The 20,388-nt window shown below is 68.0% G+C and carries 24 protein-coding genes and 2 tRNA genes; 10 read left to right on the plus strand and 16 right to left on the minus strand.

All coding sequences use genetic code 11. The features are described 5' to 3' along the window. Positions 1-100: 100 nt before the first annotated feature. Positions 101-964: an acyl-CoA thioesterase II gene (gene tesB, locus ICG51_RS03055; protein WP_190281593.1), complete on the plus strand. Its 864-nt coding sequence runs from the start codon at positions 101-103 to the stop codon at positions 962-964. Further along, the gene (locus ICG51_RS03060) at positions 961-1,764 is read left to right on the plus strand and encodes a hypothetical protein (protein ID WP_190281594.1); all 804 of its coding nucleotides are present in this window, start codon (positions 961-963) and stop codon (positions 1,762-1,764) included. The genes tesB and ICG51_RS03060 overlap by 4 nt, the downstream gene beginning before the upstream one ends. A gap of 72 nt (positions 1,765-1,836) precedes the next feature. Here the strand turns inward: ICG51_RS03060 and ICG51_RS03065 are convergent, their stop codons facing one another. Then, positions 1,837-2,421 (minus strand): EF-hand domain-containing protein, encoded by a 585-nt coding sequence (locus ICG51_RS03065; protein WP_190281595.1) that lies wholly within the window; start codon positions 2,419-2,421, stop codon positions 1,837-1,839. Between the two features lie 111 nt (positions 2,422-2,532). Between ICG51_RS03065 and ICG51_RS03070 the strand changes: the two genes are divergently transcribed. Further along, positions 2,533-3,252, plus strand: a complete 720-nt coding sequence (locus ICG51_RS03070) for an arginyltransferase (protein WP_190281596.1) — start codon at positions 2,533-2,535, stop codon at positions 3,250-3,252. Position 3,253: 1 nt separating this feature from the next. Here ICG51_RS03070 and ICG51_RS03075 read toward each other — a convergent pair whose 3' ends face one another. Beyond that, on the minus strand, positions 3,254-3,598 hold the full coding sequence (locus tag ICG51_RS03075) for a hypothetical protein (RefSeq protein WP_190281597.1): 345 nt from the start codon (positions 3,596-3,598) through the stop codon (positions 3,254-3,256). A 75-nt stretch (positions 3,599-3,673) separates the two neighbouring features. Between ICG51_RS03075 and ICG51_RS03080 the strand changes: the two genes are divergently transcribed. The 7 genes from ICG51_RS03080 to ICG51_RS03110 all read left to right on the plus strand — a co-directional run bounded on the left by ICG51_RS03080 (position 3,674) and on the right by ICG51_RS03110 (position 8,674). Then, positions 3,674-4,585, plus strand: coding sequence for a hypothetical protein (locus ICG51_RS03080; protein WP_190281598.1), 912 nt, complete (start codon positions 3,674-3,676; stop codon positions 4,583-4,585). A 93-nt stretch (positions 4,586-4,678) separates the two neighbouring features. Then, on the plus strand, positions 4,679-5,563 hold the full coding sequence (locus tag ICG51_RS03085) for an SPFH domain-containing protein (RefSeq protein WP_190281599.1): 885 nt from the start codon (positions 4,679-4,681) through the stop codon (positions 5,561-5,563). 3 nt (positions 5,564-5,566) lie between these two features. After that, positions 5,567-5,746 (plus strand): Arc family DNA binding domain-containing protein, encoded by a 180-nt coding sequence (locus ICG51_RS03090; RefSeq protein ID WP_190281600.1) that lies wholly within the window; start codon positions 5,567-5,569, stop codon positions 5,744-5,746. Next, positions 5,743-5,925 (plus strand): DUF4177 domain-containing protein, encoded by a 183-nt coding sequence (locus ICG51_RS03095; RefSeq protein ID WP_190281601.1) that lies wholly within the window; start codon positions 5,743-5,745, stop codon positions 5,923-5,925. The genes ICG51_RS03090 and ICG51_RS03095 overlap by 4 nt, the downstream gene beginning before the upstream one ends. A 1-nt stretch (position 5,926) precedes the next feature. Then, a complete protein-coding gene (locus ICG51_RS03100) occupies positions 5,927-7,240 on the plus strand; it encodes an alpha/beta fold hydrolase (protein ID WP_190281602.1) in 1,314 nt (437 codons plus the stop codon). A 3-nt stretch (positions 7,241-7,243) separates the two neighbouring features. After that, a complete protein-coding gene (locus ICG51_RS03105) occupies positions 7,244-7,813 on the plus strand; it encodes a PH domain-containing protein (protein ID WP_190281603.1) in 570 nt (189 codons plus the stop codon). Positions 7,814-7,840: 27 nt separating this feature from the next. Beyond that, positions 7,841-8,674, plus strand: a complete 834-nt coding sequence (locus tag ICG51_RS03110; RefSeq protein WP_190281604.1) for a M15 family metallopeptidase — start codon at positions 7,841-7,843, stop codon at positions 8,672-8,674. Between the two features lie 15 nt (positions 8,675-8,689). Here the strand turns inward: ICG51_RS03110 and rfbD are convergent, their stop codons facing one another. The 14 genes from rfbD to ICG51_RS03180 all read right to left on the minus strand — a co-directional run bounded on the left by rfbD (position 8,690) and on the right by ICG51_RS03180 (position 20,284). After that, the gene (gene rfbD / locus ICG51_RS03115) at positions 8,690-9,586 is read right to left on the minus strand and encodes a dTDP-4-dehydrorhamnose reductase (RefSeq protein ID WP_190281605.1); all 897 of its coding nucleotides are present in this window, start codon (positions 9,584-9,586) and stop codon (positions 8,690-8,692) included. Beyond that, positions 9,583-10,143 carry a dTDP-4-dehydrorhamnose 3,5-epimerase gene (gene rfbC / locus ICG51_RS03120; RefSeq protein ID WP_190281606.1) on the minus strand — a complete coding sequence of 187 codons (561 nt, stop codon included), beginning with the start codon at positions 10,141-10,143 and terminating at the stop codon, positions 9,583-9,585. The genes rfbD and rfbC overlap by 4 nt, the downstream gene beginning before the upstream one ends. Next, positions 10,140-11,042: a glucose-1-phosphate thymidylyltransferase RfbA gene (rfbA, locus tag ICG51_RS03125; protein WP_190281607.1), complete on the minus strand. Its 903-nt coding sequence runs from the start codon at positions 11,040-11,042 to the stop codon at positions 10,140-10,142. The genes rfbC and rfbA overlap by 4 nt, the downstream gene beginning before the upstream one ends. Next, entirely contained in the window at positions 11,039-12,094 is a 1,056-nt protein-coding gene (rfbB, locus tag ICG51_RS03130; protein ID WP_190281608.1) for a dTDP-glucose 4,6-dehydratase, read from the minus strand. The genes rfbA and rfbB overlap by 4 nt, the downstream gene beginning before the upstream one ends. 106 nt (positions 12,095-12,200) lie before the next feature. Next, a tRNA-Pro gene (locus tag ICG51_RS03135) sits at positions 12,201-12,277 on the minus strand. A gap of 51 nt (positions 12,278-12,328) precedes the next feature. Next, a complete protein-coding gene (locus ICG51_RS03140) occupies positions 12,329-12,685 on the minus strand; it encodes a MerR family transcriptional regulator (RefSeq protein ID WP_138348861.1) in 357 nt (118 codons plus the stop codon). Further along, a complete protein-coding gene (locus ICG51_RS03145) occupies positions 12,678-12,980 on the minus strand; it encodes an integration host factor subunit alpha (protein ID WP_028839024.1) in 303 nt (100 codons plus the stop codon). The genes ICG51_RS03140 and ICG51_RS03145 overlap by 8 nt, the downstream gene beginning before the upstream one ends. Positions 12,981-12,992: 12 nt before the next feature. Continuing rightward, positions 12,993-15,377, minus strand: coding sequence for a phenylalanine--tRNA ligase subunit beta (pheT, locus tag ICG51_RS03150; protein WP_190281609.1), 2,385 nt, complete (start codon positions 15,375-15,377; stop codon positions 12,993-12,995). A gap of 9 nt (positions 15,378-15,386) precedes the next feature. Next, positions 15,387-16,397: a phenylalanine--tRNA ligase subunit alpha gene (pheS, locus tag ICG51_RS03155; RefSeq protein WP_190281610.1), complete on the minus strand. Its 1,011-nt coding sequence runs from the start codon at positions 16,395-16,397 to the stop codon at positions 15,387-15,389. Positions 16,398-16,555: 158 nt separating this feature from the next. Beyond that, the gene (gene rplT, locus ICG51_RS03160; RefSeq protein WP_190281611.1) at positions 16,556-16,915 is read right to left on the minus strand and encodes a 50S ribosomal protein L20; all 360 of its coding nucleotides are present in this window, start codon (positions 16,913-16,915) and stop codon (positions 16,556-16,558) included. A gap of 11 nt (positions 16,916-16,926) precedes the next feature. Then, the gene (gene rpmI / locus ICG51_RS03165) at positions 16,927-17,124 is read right to left on the minus strand and encodes a 50S ribosomal protein L35 (protein WP_027083463.1); all 198 of its coding nucleotides are present in this window, start codon (positions 17,122-17,124) and stop codon (positions 16,927-16,929) included. A 325-nt stretch (positions 17,125-17,449) separates the two neighbouring features. Then, the gene (infC, locus tag ICG51_RS03170; protein WP_223809556.1) at positions 17,450-17,974 is read right to left on the minus strand and encodes a translation initiation factor IF-3; all 525 of its coding nucleotides are present in this window, start codon (positions 17,972-17,974) and stop codon (positions 17,450-17,452) included. A 90-nt stretch (positions 17,975-18,064) separates the two neighbouring features. Further along, on the minus strand, positions 18,065-19,966 hold the full coding sequence (gene thrS, locus ICG51_RS03175; protein ID WP_190281613.1) for a threonine--tRNA ligase: 1,902 nt from the start codon (positions 19,964-19,966) through the stop codon (positions 18,065-18,067). A gap of 243 nt (positions 19,967-20,209) precedes the next feature. Beyond that, a tRNA-Val gene (locus tag ICG51_RS03180) sits at positions 20,210-20,284 on the minus strand. Positions 20,285-20,388: the final 104 nt, after the last annotated feature.

A 20,388-nucleotide genomic window follows, 5' to 3' on the forward strand; every position in this document is an offset into this window, starting at 1 on the left:
TGTGATGCGGAAACGGCGGCCGGAGGGCCGCCGTTTCCATTTGGGGGCAACCCGCTCCGGTTGCGGGGCAGCTACAGCCCGGCCCGTATAATTCCGACCCATGAACGCCCCCGTCTCCGAACTGATCGAACTGCTGTCGCTGGAACGCCTGGAAGACGACCTGTTCCGCGGCCAAAGCCGCGACATCGGCACCAAATACGTGTTCGGCGGGCAGGTGCTGGGACAGGCGCTGTCGGCGGCGCAGGCCACCATGACCGAACCGCGCAACGCGCATTCACTGCACGCCTACTTCCTCCGCGCCGGCAACATCGAGGCGCCGATCGTCTACCACGTGGACCGCACCCGCGACGGTGGCAGCTTCTCGGTGCGGCGGGTCACCGCGATCCAGCACGGCAAGGTGATCTTCTTCTGTGCCGCCTCGTTCCAGGACGAGGAGCCGGGCGCGGAGCATCAGCTGTCGATGCCGGACGTGCCCAAGCCCGAGGACCTCGAGCCCGCGCCGGCGATCCCGCCGGAGAAGCTGGCGCTGCTGCCGACCAAGGTGCAGCGCTGGCTGGACCGCGCCGGTCCGTTCGAGTTCCGCCACGTCTATCCGCGTGATGAGCTGAACCCGCCGAAGCGCCCGCCGTTCCAGCAGGTGTGGTTCCGCCTGACCGAGAAGGTGGGCGATGCGCCGGAGCTGCACCGCGCGCTGCTGGCCTACGCCAGCGACTTCCATCTGCTCGGCACCGCCACCTTCCCGCACGGCATCAGCTACTACCAGCCGAACGTGCAGATGGCGTCGCTGGACCACGCGCTGTGGTTCCACCGCAGTTTCCGCGCTGACGACTGGCTGCTGTATTCGATCGACAGCCCCAGCGCCCAGGGCGCGCGCGGGCTGGCGCGCGGCCAGGTATTCGATCGCAGCGGCCGGCTGGTCGCCAGTACCGCGCAGGAAGGCATGATCCGGGTGCTGGCGCCGTGAGGAAGGTCTTCTCCAGCCAGCGCCTGGAAAACGTCGAAGCCGTGGCCGAACTGCTGCGCGCCGAGGGCATCGCGGTGAAGATCGCCAACGGCCGGTCGTATCGCGGCCGCCGCCGCGGTGGCTTCAGCTACGACAGCCGCCGCATCCCCGACGACATCCCCGCGGTCTGGATCGTCCATTCCGAAGACCAGCCGCGCGGCCGCCAGCTGCTGCGCGAGATGGGCCTGCTGGAAAGCACCCGCGACCCGGCTTCGAGCTACCTGCCCAGCGGGCGCCACGGCGAGGCGGCGGGCGGCGGCTACTTCAACGCCAAGCGGGTGAAGGTGGGGCTGCTGTTGCTGATCGCCGGCGGCATCGCGCTGATCGTGTTTGCCACCCGCAAGCAGGCGCCGGACGCAATCGTCGCCGCCCCTGCCGCGCCCGCGGCCCCATCGGCGCCGCCGCCCCTGGTGCCCGAGGCGATCACCGACGTGCAGGTCCATCGCGTCGATGTCCCCACCGCGCTGGCGCAGCTGCTGGTGGCCGACACGCTGGACCGGCGCAAGCCGGCGCAGGCCTGCCTCTCGGTGGATGGCGGGGATCCGTCGGCAAAGCTGCTGCAGGCGCTGCCGACCAAGCCTGCCGCCCTGTTCCCGGCTTCGGCCTGCCCCGGCAAGGACGCGCTGGCCATCGCGGTGGACGACTACCGCACCGATGGCAGCGGCAGCGGCGAGGTGCAGCTGACGGTGGGCAGCGGCAAGCCGCGCGTGCTCGAGGTGGAACGCAACGGGACCGTCTGGCGGGTGGTGCGCCGGCGCTGATACACGCGCCATCCGGCAAGACAAGAACGGCCCGCATCGCTGCGGGCCGTTTTCATTACTGGTGCTGCCGATTCAACGCTTCGGCATCTGCGCCGGATGGCCGTCGTGCGACATCCGGCCCGCCTTACCGTCGCGGCCGCGACCGCAGGCCTCGCCCATCTTGTCGAACTCGGCGCGGCTGAGCTGGCCGTTCTTGTCGGTATCGGCCTTGGCGAAACACTCGGCGCGACGCTCGGCCATCCGCGCCTGACGGTCGGCCTTGTCGATGTAACCATCCTTGTTCACGTCCATCTGCGCGAAGCGCTGGTCCATGCCGCTCTTGCCGGCCTGCATCTCGGCGCGGCTGATGCGGCCGTCGCCATCGGTGTCCAGCGCCCGCATGCCGCCGTGCTGGCCACGCATGCCGCCCGCCTGCCCTCGCATTCCGGCGCGATGCATCGGCATTTCCGCGCGAACCAGCTTGCCGTCCTTGTCCTTGTCCAGCTGCGCGAACTTCTCCGCAAGGCGCGGGAACTTCGCGGCCTCTTCCTTGGTGATGACACCATCAGCGTTGGCGTCGGGCTTGGCCTGCATGCGCGGCGCGGCGGTCTGGGCGAACGCCAGGGTCGACACCAGCGCGGCGGCAATGGCCAGGGTCAGGATGTGCAGCTTCTTCATCGGTCTTCTCCTCCCGGCACCAGCCGGGCTTGTCATGGAAAACGCTCCGCTGCCACGGCGGTTGACCGGCCATGCCTGCCCGCCGCTGAACGGCGGCGTTATCCTGCGGCCATGGGCAGCGACGACGACAACCTGCGACTGTTCCACAGTGCCCCGCATCCCTGCGGCTACTGGCCGGATCGCGAAGCCCGCGACCTGGTCCTGGACCCGCGCGACGAGCGCCTGCCGAGGCTCTACCCGATGGCGCTGGCGTGGGGGTTCCGCCGCAGCGGCGACATCGTCTACCGCCCGGGCTGCAGCGGCTGCCGCGCCTGCGTGCCGGTGCGGGTGCCGGTGGCCGCCTTCGCCCCGGACCGCAGCCAGCGGCGATGCCTGGCCCGCAATGCGGATGTCGAGACGCATGTGGTCGCGCCTGCCTGCACCGACGAATACCTGGCGCTGTACCGGCGTTACCTGTCGACCCGCCACGCCGACGGCGGCATGGACGACCACGGCGCGCTGGAGTTCGAGCAGTTCCTGATCGGCGCTTGGAACGAGAGCCGCTTTCTGGAGCTGCGCGAACGCGGCAGCCACCGGCTGCTGGCGGTGGCGGTCACCGACCTGGCGCCGGATGCCCTGTCGGCGGTCTACACCTTCTACGACCCGGATGAGGCCGCGCGCGGACTGGGCACCCTGGGCGTACTGCGCCAGCTGGCATGGGCGGCGCGCGATGGCCGCGCCCACCTGTATCTGGGCTACTGGATCGCCGGCCACCCGAAAATGGACTACAAGCGCCGCTTCCGTCCGCTGGAGGGGTTCGACGGCCGCGCCTGGCGCCGGCTGGAAGCCTGACTCAGGGCTTGGGGGCCGGCTCTACCGGGCTCACCGGCGGCATCCCCGGCTCCAGCGTCACCAGGCCGGCGCGGTTGCGGTCGTAGAACCCGAACTCGGCGTCGCTGCGCACGGACACGATCATCCGCACCATGTTGCCGGGCACCATCAACTCCAGCGCGACGGCGCGGCCATCGGGCGCACTGCCTTCCAGCGTCATCTCGATGAAAGCACCTCCCGTATCCACTTCGCGGCACTGCACGAAGGGGCCCGCAGGCCCCTCCTGCAGGTAGGGCTTGACGGCATCACCTAGCGCTTCCAGCGCCGGCGGGAAGAAGAACACGGCATATCCGGACCATTCGCTCATGCCGACATCCTTGCATACCCCCGGTGATGAGGGGATGCGCTTCGCCCCGCGCGCCGGCCATGCGATCCTGTGCGGATGCCGATTTCGCCCCTCCCGCGGATCCTGCTCGTGGCCGCGCTGCTGCTCGGCATCGCCGCCTGCACGCCCCCCGCATTGCCGTTCGCGCGGCTGGCCGGACTGGTGACCAGCAGGCAGCTGGGCGAAGTCAGCGGCCTGGCCGCCTCGCACGCCCATGACGGCGTGCTGTGGGCAATCAACGATGGCGGCAACCCGGCCCGTCTGTACGCGATCAGCAGGCGGGGGCGCCTGCTCGCCCGCTACCAGATCGAAGGCGCCAGCAACCAGGACTGGGAAGACCTGGCCAGCTTCGAGCTGGACGGCCGTCGCTACCTGTTGCTGGCCGATACCGGCGACAACGGGGGGCGCCGCCGCGGTTTTTCCCTGCACGTGTTCGAAGAGCCGGCGAAGCTGGCCAATGGCACCCTCAAGCCGGCATGGACGATCCGGGCGCGGTGGCCGGACGGGCCACGCGACTGCGAGGCGGTGGCGGTGGATGCCGCCGCCGGACAGGTGCTGCTGGTATCGAAGAAGCGGGTGCCGCCGGAACTGTTCTCGCTGCCGCTGGCAGACCCCCGTGGTGCTGTGGTGGAAGCGCGGCGGATCGGGCGGCTGGCGGGCATGCCACAGGTAAGCGAGGAGTTGCGGCGCAAGGACCCCAAGCTGGCCGCCCTCTTCTCCCAGGTCACCGCCGCCGACATCGCCCCTGATCGCCGCAGCCTGGCGGTGCTGACCTACGGCAACGTGCTGTTCTACCGCCGCAGCGAAGGCGAGGGCTGGGCCGATGCCACCGCCCGCGCGCCGGAAGCCCACGACATCCCGCCGATCCCGCAGGCCGAGGCGCTGGCCTGGAGCGCCGGCGGCGGCGGGCTGTACGCGACCGGCGAATTCACGCCGGCGCCCATTTTCTATCTCGTTCCCCTGCAGTGAGACCGCGGCGGCGGCAACCGCCCGTCGGGAAGCGCTTGCCTTAACTGATATCATTTTGATATCAATAAGCAACACGAACCCTGGGGCCCCACCATGAAAGAGAATCCCGTTTCCTCGCTGCCCGGCATCCCGTTCCTGCTGGCGGTGCTGGCCACCGCAGCCGTTTCGGTCTGGCTGATCGGCACCGGCATCGGCCCGGACCCCGACAACCTCGGCGTCGCCTCCGGCACCAGCATCCTCGGCGGACTGCTGCTGGGCGCACTGGCCTTCCTCAGCCTGATCGGCCTGTACAAGGTCGAGCCCAACCAGGCGGCGGTGCTGAGCCTGTTCGGCCGCTACGTCGGCACGGTCAAGACCGACGGCCTGCGCTGGAACAACCCGTTCTTCAGCAAGAAGAAGATCTCGCTGCGGGTGCGCAACTTCGAATCCGGCAAGCTCAAGGTGAACGAACTCGACGGCAGTCCCATCGAGATCGCCGCGGTCATCGTGTGGCAGGTGCAGGACAGCGCCGAAGCCGTCTACAACGTAGACGACTACGAAAGCTTCGTGCACATCCAGTCCGAATCGGCGCTGCGCGCGATGGCCACCAGCTATCCCTACGACCAGCACGAGGAAGGACAGCTGTCGCTGCGCAGCCATGCCGCCGAAATCAGCCAGCACCTGCTGAATGAACTGCAGGAACGGCTGGCCGATGCCGGCGTGCAGGTGCTGGATGCGCGCATCAGCCACCTCGCCTATGCGCCGGAAATCGCACAGGCCATGCTGCAGCGCCAACAGGCCAACGCGATCATCGCCGCGCGCACGCGCATCGTCGCAGGCGCGGTGGGCATGGTCGAGATGGCGCTGGCCGAACTGCAGAAGAACGGCGTGGTGCAGCTGGACGAGGAGCGCAAGGCGGCGATGGTCAGCAACCTGCTGGTGGTGCTGTGCGGCGAGCGCAGCACTCAGCCCATCGTCAACGCCGGCACGCTGTACTGAGCCATGTCCGAAAAAAAGGCCTATCCGCTGCGCATCAACGCCGAGGTATTGGCGGCGGCACAGCGCTGGGCGGACGACGAACTCCGCAGCCTCAACGCGCAGATCGAATACGTGTTGCGCGACGCGCTGCGCAAGGCCGGGCGGATGCCCGCGCCCAAGACAAGACCGGAGGATGAAGCGTGAGCAGGAACTGGAAATACCTGGTGGTGGAAGTCAAGACCGGGCTGATGGGCGGCTTCAAGCTGGCAACACTTCAGGAGGAACTCGACAAGCACGGCCGCGCCGGCTGGGAACTGGTCAACGTGGTGCATGCCACGCCGACCGTGTCTTCGCCCACGCTCGTTTTCAAGAAGGAAGCCTGACATGCGTCGCACCCTCCTTTCCCTCGCATTCGCCACCTCGCTCGCGCTGGCGGCCGGCGCCAGCGCGCAGGCCGCCGATCCCGTGGCGATCGCCCGCCAGGCACTGGACCGCATGGACGCCGGCGACTACGCGCAGGTGGAACGCACGTTCGGCGAAAAGATGGCCGCGGCAGTGCCGGCGGACAAGCTGAAGGCCGTGTGGGAATCGCTGCCGGCGCAGGTTGGCAAGGCCACCGGACGCGGCGAAGCCGTCGTGTCCGCACAGGGCGACGCGACGCTGGTGAAAATCCCGCTGCACTTCGAGAAGGCCGAACTGGTGGCGACCTTCGCCATCGATGGCGAAGGCAAGATCTCCGGCTTCGTGGTGCAACCGGCGCAGACTGCCGCGCCCGCGCCGGCAGTGGCCAGCGATGCGGCCTTCCTCGAGCGCGACATGATGGTCGGCGAAGGTGAGCGCGCCCTGCCTGCCACGCTGGCCCTGCCGAAGGGTGATGGCCCCTTCCCTGCCATCGTTTTGGTACATGGCTCGGGCCCGCATGACCGCGATGAGACCATCGGCCCGAACAAGCCCTTTCTCGACATCGCCCGTGGCCTGGCCGCGCAGGGCATCGCCGTCCTGCGCTATGAGAAGCGCACCAAGGCCAGGCCGCAGGATTTCACCGGCGGCACCTTTGGCGTGGATGAGGAAACCACCTTCGATGCCGTGCACGCGGTGGACGCGCTGCGCAAGGCCGAAGGCATCGACCCCAAGCGCGTGTTCGTGCTGGGCCACAGCCAGGGCGGAATGATGGCACCGCGCATCGCCGCCATGTCCGGCCACGTCGCCGGGCTGGTGCTGCTGGCGGCTCCGGCGCGGCCGCTGCTGGACATCGTAATCGAGCAGAACCGCCGCCTTGCCGTGCTCGAAGACGGCAAGACCAGCGACGCCGAACGCGATGCGATCAGCGCACTGGTCCAGCAGGTGCGCAGCGTTCGCGATGCAGCGACCGATGCTGCGGCGAAGGGGCCGATGGGCCTGTCGGCGGGCTACTGGCGCAGCGCCGACGGCGTGGACGCGGTGGCCGAAGCACAGCGGGTGAATCTGCCGATGCTGGTCCTGCAGGGTGCGCGCGACATCCAGGTGGTGGATGCCGACTGGCAGCGCTGGAAAAGCGCCTTCCACGACGATCCCGCGGTCGCATTCAAGCTGTTCGACAGGCTCAACCACCTCGGCATCGCCGGCGACGGCGACGGATCGCTGGCCGAATACCAGCAGCCGGGGCATGTCGATGCCACGCTGATCGACGACGTCGCGGCCTGGATCAAGAGACACTGAGCGATGAAACACCCCGACACCAGGACGGGCGCCGCCGGGCAAGCGGTGTCGAGCCGCGATTTCCCGCCGGCCCCGCTGCACCATGTGACCTGGCCGCTGGTACTGGGCTTGTGGGTGGTGCTCCTGCTGGCCGCGTTCCTGACCAGCCCGCACCAGCAGTCCCCCCACAACCCGGTGCCATGGTGGTTGATGCTGGTGTTCGGCACCGCACTGGTGCCGGCCGGACTCGCCTCGATGCTGGCGCACCGCGCCATCACCCTCCGCGCAGGCCAGCTGGAGGTCTCGGGCGCCCTGCTCTTCAGCCGCAGGGTGCCGGTCACCGATCTGGTACTGGACAAGGCACGCATACTGGATCTGGACGAACACACCGAGTACAAGCCAATGCTCCAGCTCGGCGGCTTCAGCCTTCCCGGTTTCAGTGCCGGGCACTACCTGCTGCGCAACCGCAACCGCGCGTTCTGCCTGCTCACCGCGCGCCGCAACGTCCTGCTGCTGCCGCAGCGCGATGGCAAGCTCATCCTGGTCAGCCCGGAAAAGCCGCAGGCCCTGCTGGACGCCTTGCGCGGGCACTGAGCGACCCGCGGGGGTATCCTGCATCGCATGCCGCAACTGCCGCCGCTTCCGCTCAAAGTCGCGCTGCTGAACACCCCGGAGATCGAGCTGTGGCCGGCCGGCCTGCTGCGCGCGCGAGGCAATGCCCATGCCCGCCTGCTCGCCCGCGCCCGCCGCGTACTGCGGCGCAAGCGCGACGGCGCGTGGCTGGCCGCCGAACTGGAAGATGGCCTGCACCCGCTGCAACCGGGCCTGCATCGCGAACCCGGCATGGCGGCGGCAAGGCGCGCCCTGGACGCGCATCAGCCGCATCTTCGCAATGGAATCGAACACACCGGGGTGCTGCCCCTGCACCGCCTGGCGCAACGCCTGCAGCTGCTGGGCCTGGATGCCCACGGCTACGCCATGCGGACCGGCCTGAGCCTCACCCATGAACCGGATTGGCTGGCGCTGGCGGATTTCGATCGCTGGCAGCGCCCGCTGTGGCTGCGCATCGACGCCGCCCGCGCCTGGCGACACATGCGGGATGCCGCGCTGGCCGACGGCATCGTGCTGGAAGCGATCTCCGGTTATCGCAGCCACGCCTACCAGCTGGGCATCTTCGCGCGGAAGCTGGCGCGCGGGCTGACCGTGGAGGAGATCCTCGCGGTGAACGCCGCACCCGGCTTTTCCGAACACCACTCCGGGCTCGCGCTGGACATCGGCGCCATCGACGAACCGCCAGCGGAGGAATCGTTCGAACGCACGCCGGCATTCGGCTGGCTGCGCGACAACGCAGGCGGCTACGGGTTCTCGATGAGCTATCCGCGCGATAACCCGCACGGCATCGTGTACGAGCCCTGGCACTGGCGGTTCGACGCAGGCGCAACGCCTGCCGCGTAGACGCCGGATGCCGATCTACGGCGCGCAGCCCGCGGCGAGCCCTTCGATCACCGCATGCAGTCCGTCACGCCATTCCGGCGCGGCGATGCCGAAATCCCTGCGCAGACGGGTTGTGTCGAGGACGGAATAAGCGGGGCGGCGCGCAGGGGTCGGATAGTCCGCCGTGGTGATCGGCAACACGCGCGGCCTGCGCGCCAGCAGGCCCGCGGCCAGCGCCTCGTCGATGATCGCCTCGGCGAACCCGTGCCAGCTGGTCTCGCCAGCTGCAACCAGATGCCAGGTGCCGGATGCCGGCACGCCGTGCGCCACGATCCGCGCGCTGGCATCGGCGATCCATGCTGCCGGCGTCGGCGCGCCGATCTGGTCGGCGACCACGCGCAGCTCGTCGCGTTCGCTAGCCAAACGCAGCATGGTGTGTAGGAAGTTCTTCCCGTGCGCGGCATACACCCAGGCGGTGCGCAGGATCGCGTGGCGCGCGCCGCTGGCACGGACCGCCTCCTCGCCAGCCAATTTGCTGGCGCCGTAGACGCCCAGCGGCGCGGTGACGTCGTCCTCGCGATACGGACGCGAAGCGCTGCCATCGAACACGTAGTCGGTGGAGTAATGCAGCAGCAGCGCACCGGTTGCGGCGCAGGCCTGCGCAATCGCCGCGGGCGCCAGCGCGTTCACCCGGAACGCGGCGTCCGGCTCGCTTTCGGCGCGGTCCACCGCGGTGTGGGCAACGGCGTTGACCACCACGTCCGGGGCGATGCGCCGCACCAGTTCACCAACGCTGTCGGGCGCGTCGAAATCGGCGGCAAGCTCGCCCTCGGCGCCCGCGCGCGTGGCCACCACCACATGACCCAGCGCCGGCAGTGCGCGCCGCAGTTCGCGTCCGACCTGGCCGTTGCCGCCCAGCAGCAGCAGCTTCATGCGGGGTACTGCGGAAGCCGTTCCGGCGCGATGTCGGCCAGCAGCGGCGCCGCCGCGTCCTTGGCGGAGAGCGAGACTTCCGCCAGCGGCCAGTCGATCGCGAGCGCGGGGTCGTCCCAGCGCAGCGAGTTGTCGCTGGCGCGGTCATAGGGCGCCGTGCACAGGTAGGTGAACAGGGCCGTCTCGCTGAGCACCAGGAAGCCGTGGGCGAAGCCCTCCGGGATCCAGAAATGCCGCTTGTTGTCGGCGCTGAGGATCGCCGCCGCATGCTGGCCGAAGGTCGGCGAGCCGCGGCGGATGTCCACGGCGACGTCGTACACCTCGCCCTCCAGCACGCTGACCAGCTTGCCTTGCGCGTTGTGCGGCCACTGGTAGTGCAGGCCGCGCAGCACGCCCTTCTGCGAACGGCTGACGTTGTGCTGCACGAACGAAGTGGGCAGCCCGTGCTGACCGAACCGCTGCGCGTTCCAGCCCTCGTAGAAGAAGCCGCGCTCGTCGCCGTGCACGGCCGGCTCGACCACCACGCAGCCCGGCAGGTTCGTCTCGATGATCTTCACGCGACGCGTCCCTGCTCCGCCAGGCCCAACAGATACTGCCCGTAGCCGTTCTTCGCCAGCGGCTCCGCCAGCTCACGCAGGCGCGCGGCATCGATCCAGCCGTTGAAGAAGGCGATCTCCTCCGGGCAGCACACCCGCAGGCCTTGGCGCGCCTCGATCGTCTCGATGAAGGTCGAGGCCTCCACCAGCGATTCATGGGTGCCGGTGTCCAGCCAGGCGTAGCCTCGCCCCATCTTCTCCAGATGCAGGCTGCCGTCGTCGAGGTAGCACTTGTTGAGGTCGGTGATCTCCAGTTCGCCGCGCGGCGACGGTTTCAGCGCCGCGGCGTAATCGCTGACCCGGCCGTCGTAGAAATACAGGCCGGTGACGGCGTAGTTGGACTTCGGCTTGGCCGGCTTTTCCTCCAGCCCCACCACCTTGCCGGCGGCATCGAACTCGGCCACGCCGTAGCGCTGCGGATCGCGCACCCAGTAACCGAACACGGTGGCGCCGTGATTGCGCGCATCGGCGCGCTGGAGCAGGTCGGTCAGGCCGTGGCCGTGGAAGATGTTGTCGCCCAGCACCAGGCATGACGGCCCGCCGGCGAGGAACTCGCGACCGATCAGGAACGCCTGCGCCAGCCCATCCGGGCTCGGCTGCACTGCGTATTCGATGCGCATGCCCCACTGCGAGCCGTCGCCCAGCAGGCGCTGGAACAGCACCTGCTCGTGCGGCGTGTTGATGATCAGCACTTCGCGGATGCCCGCCAGCATCAGCACGCTGAGCGGGTAGTAGATCATCGGCTTGTCGTACACCGGCAGCAGCTGCTTGCTGACCGCCTGGGTGATCGGATACAGGCGGGTGCCGCTGCCACCGGCGAGGATGATGCCCTTGCGGCCACCGTTGCCCAGCGGGTTCATGCCGCCACCCCAATCCGCTCGAGGCGATAAGACCCGTCCAGCACGCGATTCACCCAGTCCTGGTGGGACAGGTACCAGTCCACGGTCTCGGCGATGCCCTGCTCGAAGCTGTACCTCGGCTGCCAGCCCAGCTCATCGCGCAGCTTGCTGGCGTCGATGGCGTAGCGGCGGTCGTGGCCGGGGCGATCGGCGACGTAGGTGATCTGCGAGGCGCGCGGCTGGCCATCCTCGCGCGGGCGACGCTGGTCCAGCAGCGCGCAGATCGCCATCACCACCTCGATGTTCTGCTTCTCGGCGTTGCCGCCGACGTTGTAGGTCTCGCCCACCCGGCCCTTGGCCAGCACGGTGCGGATGGCCTCGCAATGGTCGGCCACGAACAGCCAGTCGCGCACCTGCTTGCCATCGCCGTACACCGGCAGCGGCTCGCCGGCCAGCGCCTTGGCGATCACCAGCGGGATCAACTTTTCCGGGAAGTGGTACGGACCGTAGTTGTTGCTGCAGTTGGTGGTCAGCACCGGCAGGCCGTAGGTGTGGTGGAAGGCGCGCACCAGGTGATCGGACGCGGCCTTGGATGCCGAATACGGCGAGTTCGGGGCGTACGGCGTCGTCTCGGTGAACAGGCCGGTTTCGCCGAGGGAGCCGTAGACCTCGTCGGTGGACACGTGCAGGAAACGGAAGTTGTCCTTCGCGTCGCCGTCCAGCGCCTTCCAGTGGTCGCGCACCGCTTCCAGCAGCGCCAGCGTGCCCACCACGTTGGTCTGGATGAACGCCGCCGGACCATCGATGGAGCGGTCGACGTGGCTCTCGGCGGCGAAGTTCACCACCGCATCGGGACGGTGTTCGGCCAGCAGTTGGGCCACCAGCGCGCGATCGCCGATATCGCCGTGCACGAACAGGTGGTTCGGGTCGCCTTCGATGGACGCCAGGGTGTCGCGGTTGCCGGCGTAAGTCAGCGCGTCCAGATTCACCACCTTCACGCCGCGCGCCACTGCCTCCAGCACGAAATTGCCACCGATGAACCCGGCGCCGCCGGTAACCAGCCATGTCGTCATGCGTGAACGATCCCTGTGATGCGGCTTGCAAGTATCGCCCAAACGCGAAAACCCCGCCTGAAAGGCGGGGTTTCGTGGGCGTTCCTGCAGATGCGGAACGTCGTATTGGTCGGGGTAGCCGGATTTGAACCGACGACCACTTGTCCCCCAGACAAGTGCGCTACCAGGCTGCGCTATACCCCGAAGATTGGCCGGCGATTATACCCGAGCCCGCCCGCTTTCGGCGAGGCGGCTTCAGCGACGCAGGATCTGCAGCACTTCCTCCAGCTCGACGCGCACCTGGCGGACGATCTGGTTGCTCAGCGCCGACTCCTGCTTGCCGTCCTCGCCCTCCAGGCGCAGACGGGCACCACCGATGGTGTAGCCCTGTTCGTACAGCAGGCTGCGGATCTGCCGCACCATCAGCACGTCGTGTCGCTGGTAGTAGCGGCGGTTGCCGCGGCGCTTGGACGGCTCCAGGCTGGGGAACTCGGTTTCCCAGTAGCGCAGCACGTGCGGCTTGACCTCGCACAGCTCGCTGACTTCGCCGATGGTGAAGTAGCGCTTGGCCGGGATCGGCGGGAGCTCACGATTGCTGCCGGGATCAAGCATGGACGCCCCCGACGAAGGCTTCCACGCGTTCCTTCAGCTTCTGGCCGGGACGGAAGGTGACCACGGTGCGGGCTGAAATCGGGATCTCCTCGCCGGTCTTGGGATTGCGGCCGGGGCGCGGATTCTTGCGGCGCAGGTCGAAATTGCCGAAGCCGGACAACTTGATCTGCCGCCCCTGCTCCAGCGCCTCGCGCAACGCGTCGAAGAACGCATCCACGAATTCCTTGGCCTCACGCTTGTTGAGACCGACTTCCTCGTACAGCTTCTCGGCCATTTCCGCCTTGGTCAACGCCATTACCGCCCCCTGTCAGCGCCTGATGGCCGCACTGTGTTCCTTGTCCAGCGCGGCTACCACGGCTGCCACCACCGCATCCACGTCACGATCTTCCAGCGTGCGCGATTCATCCTGCAAAATCAAGCCGATGGCGAGACTCTTGAAACCCGATTCGATGCCCTTGCCGGCATAGCGGTCGAACAGCCGCAGCTCGCGCAGGATGGGGCCGGCGGCGGTTTCCGCGGTCGCCTTCATGGCCGCCCACGTCACCGCTTCCGGGACGACGAACGCAAGATCCCGGCGGACGGACGGATACTTGGACAGCGCCTTCGCGCGCGGCAGCGGGCGCGCCAGCAGCGCGTCCAGCGCCAGTTCGAAGCCGTAGACATCCACATCCAGGCCCAGCGCCTGCTGCAGGCGCGGATGCAGCTGGCCGATCCAGCCGATGCACGCAGCTTCGCCCGCTTCATCGATGCGATACACGTCGGCGCTGCGGCCCGGATGGGCGAACGGCTGCGTCGAGGCGCGGTATTCCAGCGCAGCGCCGGACAGCGCGGCCAGGCTGTCCAGGTCACCCTTCAGGTCGTGGAAGTCGAGCGCGCGCTCGGCCACGCCCCACTGCTCGGCGGTGGCCTTGCCGCAGGCAACGGCGGCGACACGGCGCGTCTCCTGCGGCGCGTCTTCGCTCGCCGCGAAGGTGCGGCCCAGCTCGAACAGGCGCACGCGCGGCTGCTGACGCGCCACGTTGCGCGCCAGCGCCGCCGTCAGTCCCGGCAGCAGGCGGGTGCGCATCACGCCAAGCTCGGCGCTGAGCGGATTGGCCAGCGCGACGCCGCCGGCATCCAGCTGCCACGTCTTCAACAGATCGGCATCGACGAAGGCGAAATTGATCGCCTCCAGATAGTCGCGCGCCACCAGCTGGCGACGCAGGTCGTGTTCGCTGCTGCGGCTTTCGCTGGGCGCGATCAACCGGGTGGAGCCGCCCGGCAGGGTGGCGGGAATCGCGTCGTAGCCGTGGATGCGGGCGATTTCCTCGATCAGGTCTTCCTCGATGGCGAGGTCGAAGCGGCGCGCCGGCGGCGTCACCTGCCAGCCGTCGGCGACCGCCTGCACTGCCAAGCCGAGCGCGCTGAGGATGCGCGCCACCTCCGCATCGGCCACCTGCGTGCCCAGCACGCGGGCCAGCCGCGCGCGGCGCAGCATGACCGGCTGCGGCTGCGGCAGGTGCTGGGCCAGCACCGCTTCCTGCACCGGGCCCGGCTTGCCGCCGGCAATGTCCAGGATCAGGCGGGTGGCGCATTCGATGGCGATCCGCGGCAGTTCCGGATCCACGCCACGCTCGAAACGGTGCGCGGCATCGGTATGCAGGCCCAGTTTGCGGCTGCGACCGATGATCGCCGCAGGCGCGAAGTGCGCAGCCTCCAGCAGCACGTTGCGGGTGGCGTCGCCCACCTTGGTGTCGTTGCCGCCCATGATGCCGGCCAGCCCGACCGCGCGATCGGCGTCGGTGATGACGAGGAAGCCCTCGTCCAGCTTCGCTTCGTCGCCGTTGAGCAGCACCACGGTTTCGCCAGCGCGCGCATGGCGCACGCCGACCGGGCCCTTGAGCAGGTCGCGGTCGTAGGCGTGCATCGGCTGGCCCAGCTCCAGCATCAGGTACTGGGTGACGTCGACAAGGAAGCTGACCGGACGCACGCCGCTGCGCACCAGCCGCTGCGCCATCCACACCGGCGTCTTCGCCGCCGGGTCCACGCCCTCGATCACGCGGGCGACGAAGCGCGGCGCATCGCTGCCCGCATGCAGTTCCACCGCCATCGCGCTGTCGATCACCGCCGGCACCGGGTCGGCCTGCAGCGGCTCCACCTCGCAGCCGGTCGCCGCCGCCACGTCGAAGGCGATGCCGCGCACGCCGAAGCAGTCGGCGCGGTTGGGGGTGAGCTTCAGCTCGATGGCCGCGTCCGGCAGGCCCAGGTAGTCGGCCAGCGGCTTGCCTACCGGCGCGTCATCCGGCAGCTCCAGCAGGCCCGAGGCATCGGCGTCGATGCCCAGCTCCTTCGCCGAGCACAGCATGCCGTTGGAATCCACGCCGCGCAGCTTGGCGGCCTTGATGGTAAGCGCGCCCACCGTGGTGCCGATGGTGGCCAGCGGCGCCACCAGCCCCGCGCGCGCATTGGGCGCGCCGCAGACGATCTGCAGCGGCGCATCCAAGCCGGCGTCCACCTGGCAGACCTGCAGCTTGTCGGCCTGCGGATGCTTCTCGGCGGACAGGATCCTCGCCACCACCACGCCGTCCAGCGCCTCGCCAAGCGGAGTGAGTTCTTCCACTTCCAAGCCGATGGCGGTCAGGGTGGCGGCCAGTTCGTCGCGCGTCGCCGTGGTCTTGACGTGCTGGCGCAGCCAGTTTTCGGAGAATTTCATCGCACTACCTCAGGCGAACTGGCGCAGGAAGCGCACGTCGTTGTCGAAGAAGGAACGCAGGTCATCCACGCCGTAGCGCAGCATGGCGAAGCGCTCGACGCCAAGGCCGAAGGCGAAGCCTGTGTACTTCTCCGGATCGATGCCCACGCTCTTCAATACATTCGGATGCACCATCCCGCAGCCCAGCACCTCCAGCCAGCGGGTGCTGCCATCGGCCTGCTGCCAGGCGATGTCCACCTCCGCCGATGGCTCGGTGAAAGGGAAGTAGCTCGGACGGAAGCGCATCTCGAAGTCACGCTCGAAGAACGCGCGCACGAATTCCACCAGCGTGCCCTTGAGGTCGGCGAAGCTGGCGTGCTCGTCCACCAGCAGGCCCTCCACTTGGTGGAACATGGGCGTGTGGGTCTGGTCGGAATCGCTGCGATAGACCTTGCCGGCCGCGATCATGCGCAGCGGCGGCTGGCCGCCCCGCGCCAGCAGGTCCTGCATGTAGCGGATCTGCACGCCGGAGGTATGGGTGCGCAGCAGCCGGCCGTCCGGGAAATAGAAGGTGTCGTGCATGGCGCGCGCCGGGTGATGCGGCGGGAAGTTCAGCGCCTCGAAGTTGTGCCAGTCGTCCTCGATTTCCGGGCCGTCGGCGGACTCGTAGCCCAGCCTCCCGAAGATCTCGCTGATGCGTTCCAGCGTGCGGCTGACCGGGTGCACGCCGCCGCGGGCGGCATCGCGGCCGGGCAGGGTCACGTCGATCGATTCGCCGGCCAGGCGCGCGTCCAGCGCGGCGCTTTCCAGCAGCTGCCTGCGTTCGCCCAGCGCGGCGCCGATGGCGTCGCGGGCGCGGTTGATGGCCTCGCCCGCAGCCTTGCGCTGGTCGCCAGGCAGGCCGCCGAGCGCCTTCAGCTGGGCAGTGATGGTGCCGTTCTTGCCGAGCAGCGCCACGCGCAGGGCTTCCAGCGCATCGGGGGTCGCCGCGGCGGCGATGTCGGCCAGCGCCGCGGTGGACAGGGATTCGATATCGCTCATGTGCTTGATGACTCCAGGACCACTGCGTCCTCATTCCCGCCCTTGCGGGAATGACGCGAAGAATTCAGCGCCGCAAAAACAAACATGGGGAAGGACTTGCGCCCTTCCCCACGTGATGGCGACCGAGGCCGCCGCTACAACTGCTGTGGAGTGACGGCTTACGCCGCCAAAGCGCCCTTGGCCTTTTCGGTCAGGGCGGTAAAGCCCGCCGCGTCGTGCACGGCGATGTCCGCCAGCACCTTGCGGTCCAGGGTGATCCCGGCCTTCAGCAGGCCGTTCATGAAGCGGCTGTAGCTCATGCCGTTGGCGCGCGAAGCAGCATTGATACGCGCAATCCACAGGGTGCGGAAGTGGCGCTTCTTCTGCTTGCGGCCGATGTAGGCGTACTGCAGGGCCTTGGTGACGGCCTGCTTGGCAACGCGGAAGACCTTGCGGCGGGCGTTGTAGTAGCCCTTGGCCTGGCCGATGATTTTCTTGTGACGGCGGCGCGCCGTGACACCACGCTTGACTCGTGCCATTTCTTATCTCCTCACAAATACGGAAGCATGCGGTCCAGACGGCCCGCGTCCTCGGCACGAACATGGTTCGTCTGCCGCAGGTTGCGCTTCCGCTTGGTCGCCTTCTTGGTGAGGATGTGGCTCTTGTTGGCGTGGCCGCACTTGTACTTGCCGGAAGCGGTCTTCCGGAAGCGCTTGGCCGCCGCCCGATTGGTCTTGATCTTGGGCATTGGGAATCCTTGCGAAATCTAGAACTGGCCTGGGCGGCGGTATTGCCTTGCGGCGCCACCACGCTTTCCATCCTGCCCGACCGGTGGGTAAGCCCTTGATCCCAAAAGGATCAGGGCGGGTCCATTGGCGCAACTGACAACAAACCCGGCGAACCGGGCCGCCCATTATGGTTGGCCGTCCGGGGGTTTGCAATCTTCTTCTTTGAAATCAGCGGGTTTCATCCCCGCGAATCCCGGAGGGCGACTGCCGGGCATCCCGATCAGCCGCTCCCCGATGCCTGGTGACGGAACACGCCGCAGTCGCCTGCGGGGCCCGTCGCTAGGCTCACTTCTTCTTCGGCGCGATCATCATCACCATCTGCCGCCCTTCCAGGCGCGGACGCGACTCGATGACGATGTCCTCGCCCAGATCGGCCTCGATCCGCGCCGCCATCTCGCGGCCCAGCTCCTGATGGCTCATCTCGCGGCCACGGAAGCGGATGTTGACCTTGATCTTGTCGCCTTCGACCAGGAATTCGCGCATCTTGCGCAGCTTGATCTGGTAGTCGCCCTCGTCCGTGACCGGACGGAACTTCACTTCCTTGATCTCGACCTGCTTGGTCTTCTTCTTGGCTTCGTTGGCCTTCTTCTGCAGTTCGAACTTGAACTTGCCGAAGTCCATGATCTTGCAGACCGGCGGATCCGCGTTGGGCTGGATCTCGACGAGGTCGAGTTCCTCTTCCTCGGCCATGCGCAGCGCTTCGTCGCGCGAGAGCACGCCGATCATTTCGCCGTCGCTGCCGATGACGCGTACGCGCGGGACGCGGATTTCGCCGTTCCGCCGGTTCTGCTTGTTGTCAGGGATGCTGATTGTGGCTGTCTCCAAGGGTTGGCCCCTGCGGGCCGGTTCGCCCGCCGGTTCCGGAACCGGTGGGCGGGTTTGCGCGAAGCGGCGGGGCGGTCAGCCTGCGCCTTCTTCCCGCAGTCGGGCGGCGAAGGCGTCAACGGTCATGCTGCCAAGGTCTTCCCCACCCCGCGTACGCACCGAGAGCATGCCATTTTCCTTCTCGCGGTCCCCGACCACCAGCAGGTATGGCACGCGCTGCAGCGTGTGCTCGCGGATTTTATAGCCGATTTTTTCGTTCCGCAAATCGGAAACCACCCGGAATCCTTGATTCGCAAGGGTTTTCCTTGCCTCCTCGACGGCATCGGCCTGGGCATCGGTGATATTCATCACAATCGCCTGCACCGGAGCCAGCCAGGCCGGGAACTGGCCGGCATGGTGCTCGATCAGGATGCCGATGAAACGCTCCATCGAGCCCACGATGGCACGATGCAGCATCACCGGGTGGCGGCGCTGGCTGTGTTCGTCCACGTATTCCGCGCCCAGCCGGCCCGGCATCATGAAGTCCACCTGCATGGTGCCCAGCTGCCAGGTGCGGCCGATGGCGTCCTTGAGGTGGTACTCGATCTTCGGGCCATAGAACGCGCCCTCGCCGGGCAGCTCCTCCCATTCCACCCCGGAGGCGCGCAGTGCGCTTCGCAGCGCGTCCTCGGCCTTGTCCCAGGTCACGTCGTCGCCCAGGCGCGAGTCCGGGCGCAGCGCGATCTTGATCTGGATGTCCGAAAAGCCGAAGTCCGAATAGACCTTGAGGGCCTGCGCGTGGAAGGCGCGCACCTCGGACTCGATCTGCTCCTCGGTGCAGAAGATGTGGCCGTCGTCCTGGGTGAAGCCGCGCACGCGCAGGATGCCGTGCAGCGCGCCGGAGGGCTCGTTGCGGTGGCAGGCGCCGAACTCGCCGTAGCGGATCGGCAGGTCGCGGTAGCTGTGCAGGCCCTGGTTGAAGACCTGCACGTGGCCCGGGCAGTTCATGGGCTTCACCGCATAGGTCCGCTTCTCGGACTCGGTGAAGAACATGTTGTCCTTGTAGTTGTCCCAGTGCCCGGACTTCTTCCACAGCTCGACGTCGAGGATCTGCGGGCAGCGGACTTCGCCGTAGCCGGTCTCGCGGTAGACCTTGCGCATGTACTGCTCGACGGTCTGCCAGATGCTCCAGCCCTTGGGGTGCCAGAACACCAGGCCGGGGCCCTCCTCCTGCAGGTGGAACAGGTCCTGCACCTTCGCGATCTTGCGGTGGTCGCGCTTCTCGGCCTCCTCCAGCTGGTGCAGGTAGGCCTTGAGGTCCTTGTCGTTCAGCCAGGCGGTGCCGTAGATGCGGCTGAGCATCTGGTTGTTGTGGTCGCCACGCCAGTAGGCGCCAGCCACCTTCATCAGCTTGAACGCGCGCAGCTTGTCGGTGCCCGGCACGTGCGGGCCGCGGCAGAGGTCGGTGAACTCGCCCTGCGAATACAGCGAGAGATCCTCGTTGGCCGGGATCGACTCGATGATCTCGGCCTTGTAGGCCTCGCCCAGGCTCTTGAAGAACGCCACCGCGTCGTCGCGCGACTTCACGCTGCGGCTGACCGGCAGGGCTTCCTTGACGATCTTCTGCATCTCCGCCTCGATCGCCGGCAGGTCCTCCGGCGTGAACGGGCGCTCGTAGGCGAAGTCGTAATAGAAGCCGTTGTCGATCACCGGGCCGATGGTGACCTGCGCGCCCGGGAACAGGCGCTGCACGGCCTGCGCCAGCAGGTGGGCGGTGGAGTGGCGCAGGATGTCCAGCGCCTCCGGCGACTTGTCGGTGACGATGGACAGCTCGGCGTCACGGTCGATGACGTGGCTGGCATCGACCAGCCGGCCGTCGACCTTGCCGGCCAGGGTGGCCTTGGCCAAGCCCGCGCCGATGGAGGCGGCGACGTCCTGCACGGACACGGGGGCATCGAACTGGCGCTGGGAGCCGTCGGGGAGCGTGATCGAGATCATGGGATTGGCTCTTCTGGAGCGTCCGGCCCGGATGGGCGGACGTGATGTTCAGGACGAACGAACAAAACGAAAAAAGGCGCCGAGGCGCCTTTCGATCATCCACATTGAAGGGAGCGCGAGTGCGTCGGCAGGAATCAGCGGTGGGCGCCGGTAGTGTCCATGTCGCACGCTCGGCCGGCGTTTCCGCGGGCCACCTCTCTCCGTTTCGTTGCCACGCCCGCTCTCCATGCCTGAGAACCAGCGTGGTGGGCGGTACAGGGTTCGAACCTGTGACCCCTACCATGTCAAGGTAGTGCTCTACCGCTGAGCTAACCGCCCGAAGGGGCGCGAATTGTAGCCTGACAAATCGTGCGCCGACAAGCGTCCGGATGCTTTTTGTTGCCCCAGCCCCGCCGGACCCGCATCGGCGCCGTCGCGCGCGC

This window comes from Thermomonas sp. XSG (assembly GCF_014678725.1).
Taxonomy (GTDB): domain Bacteria; phylum Pseudomonadota; class Gammaproteobacteria; order Xanthomonadales; family Xanthomonadaceae; genus Thermomonas.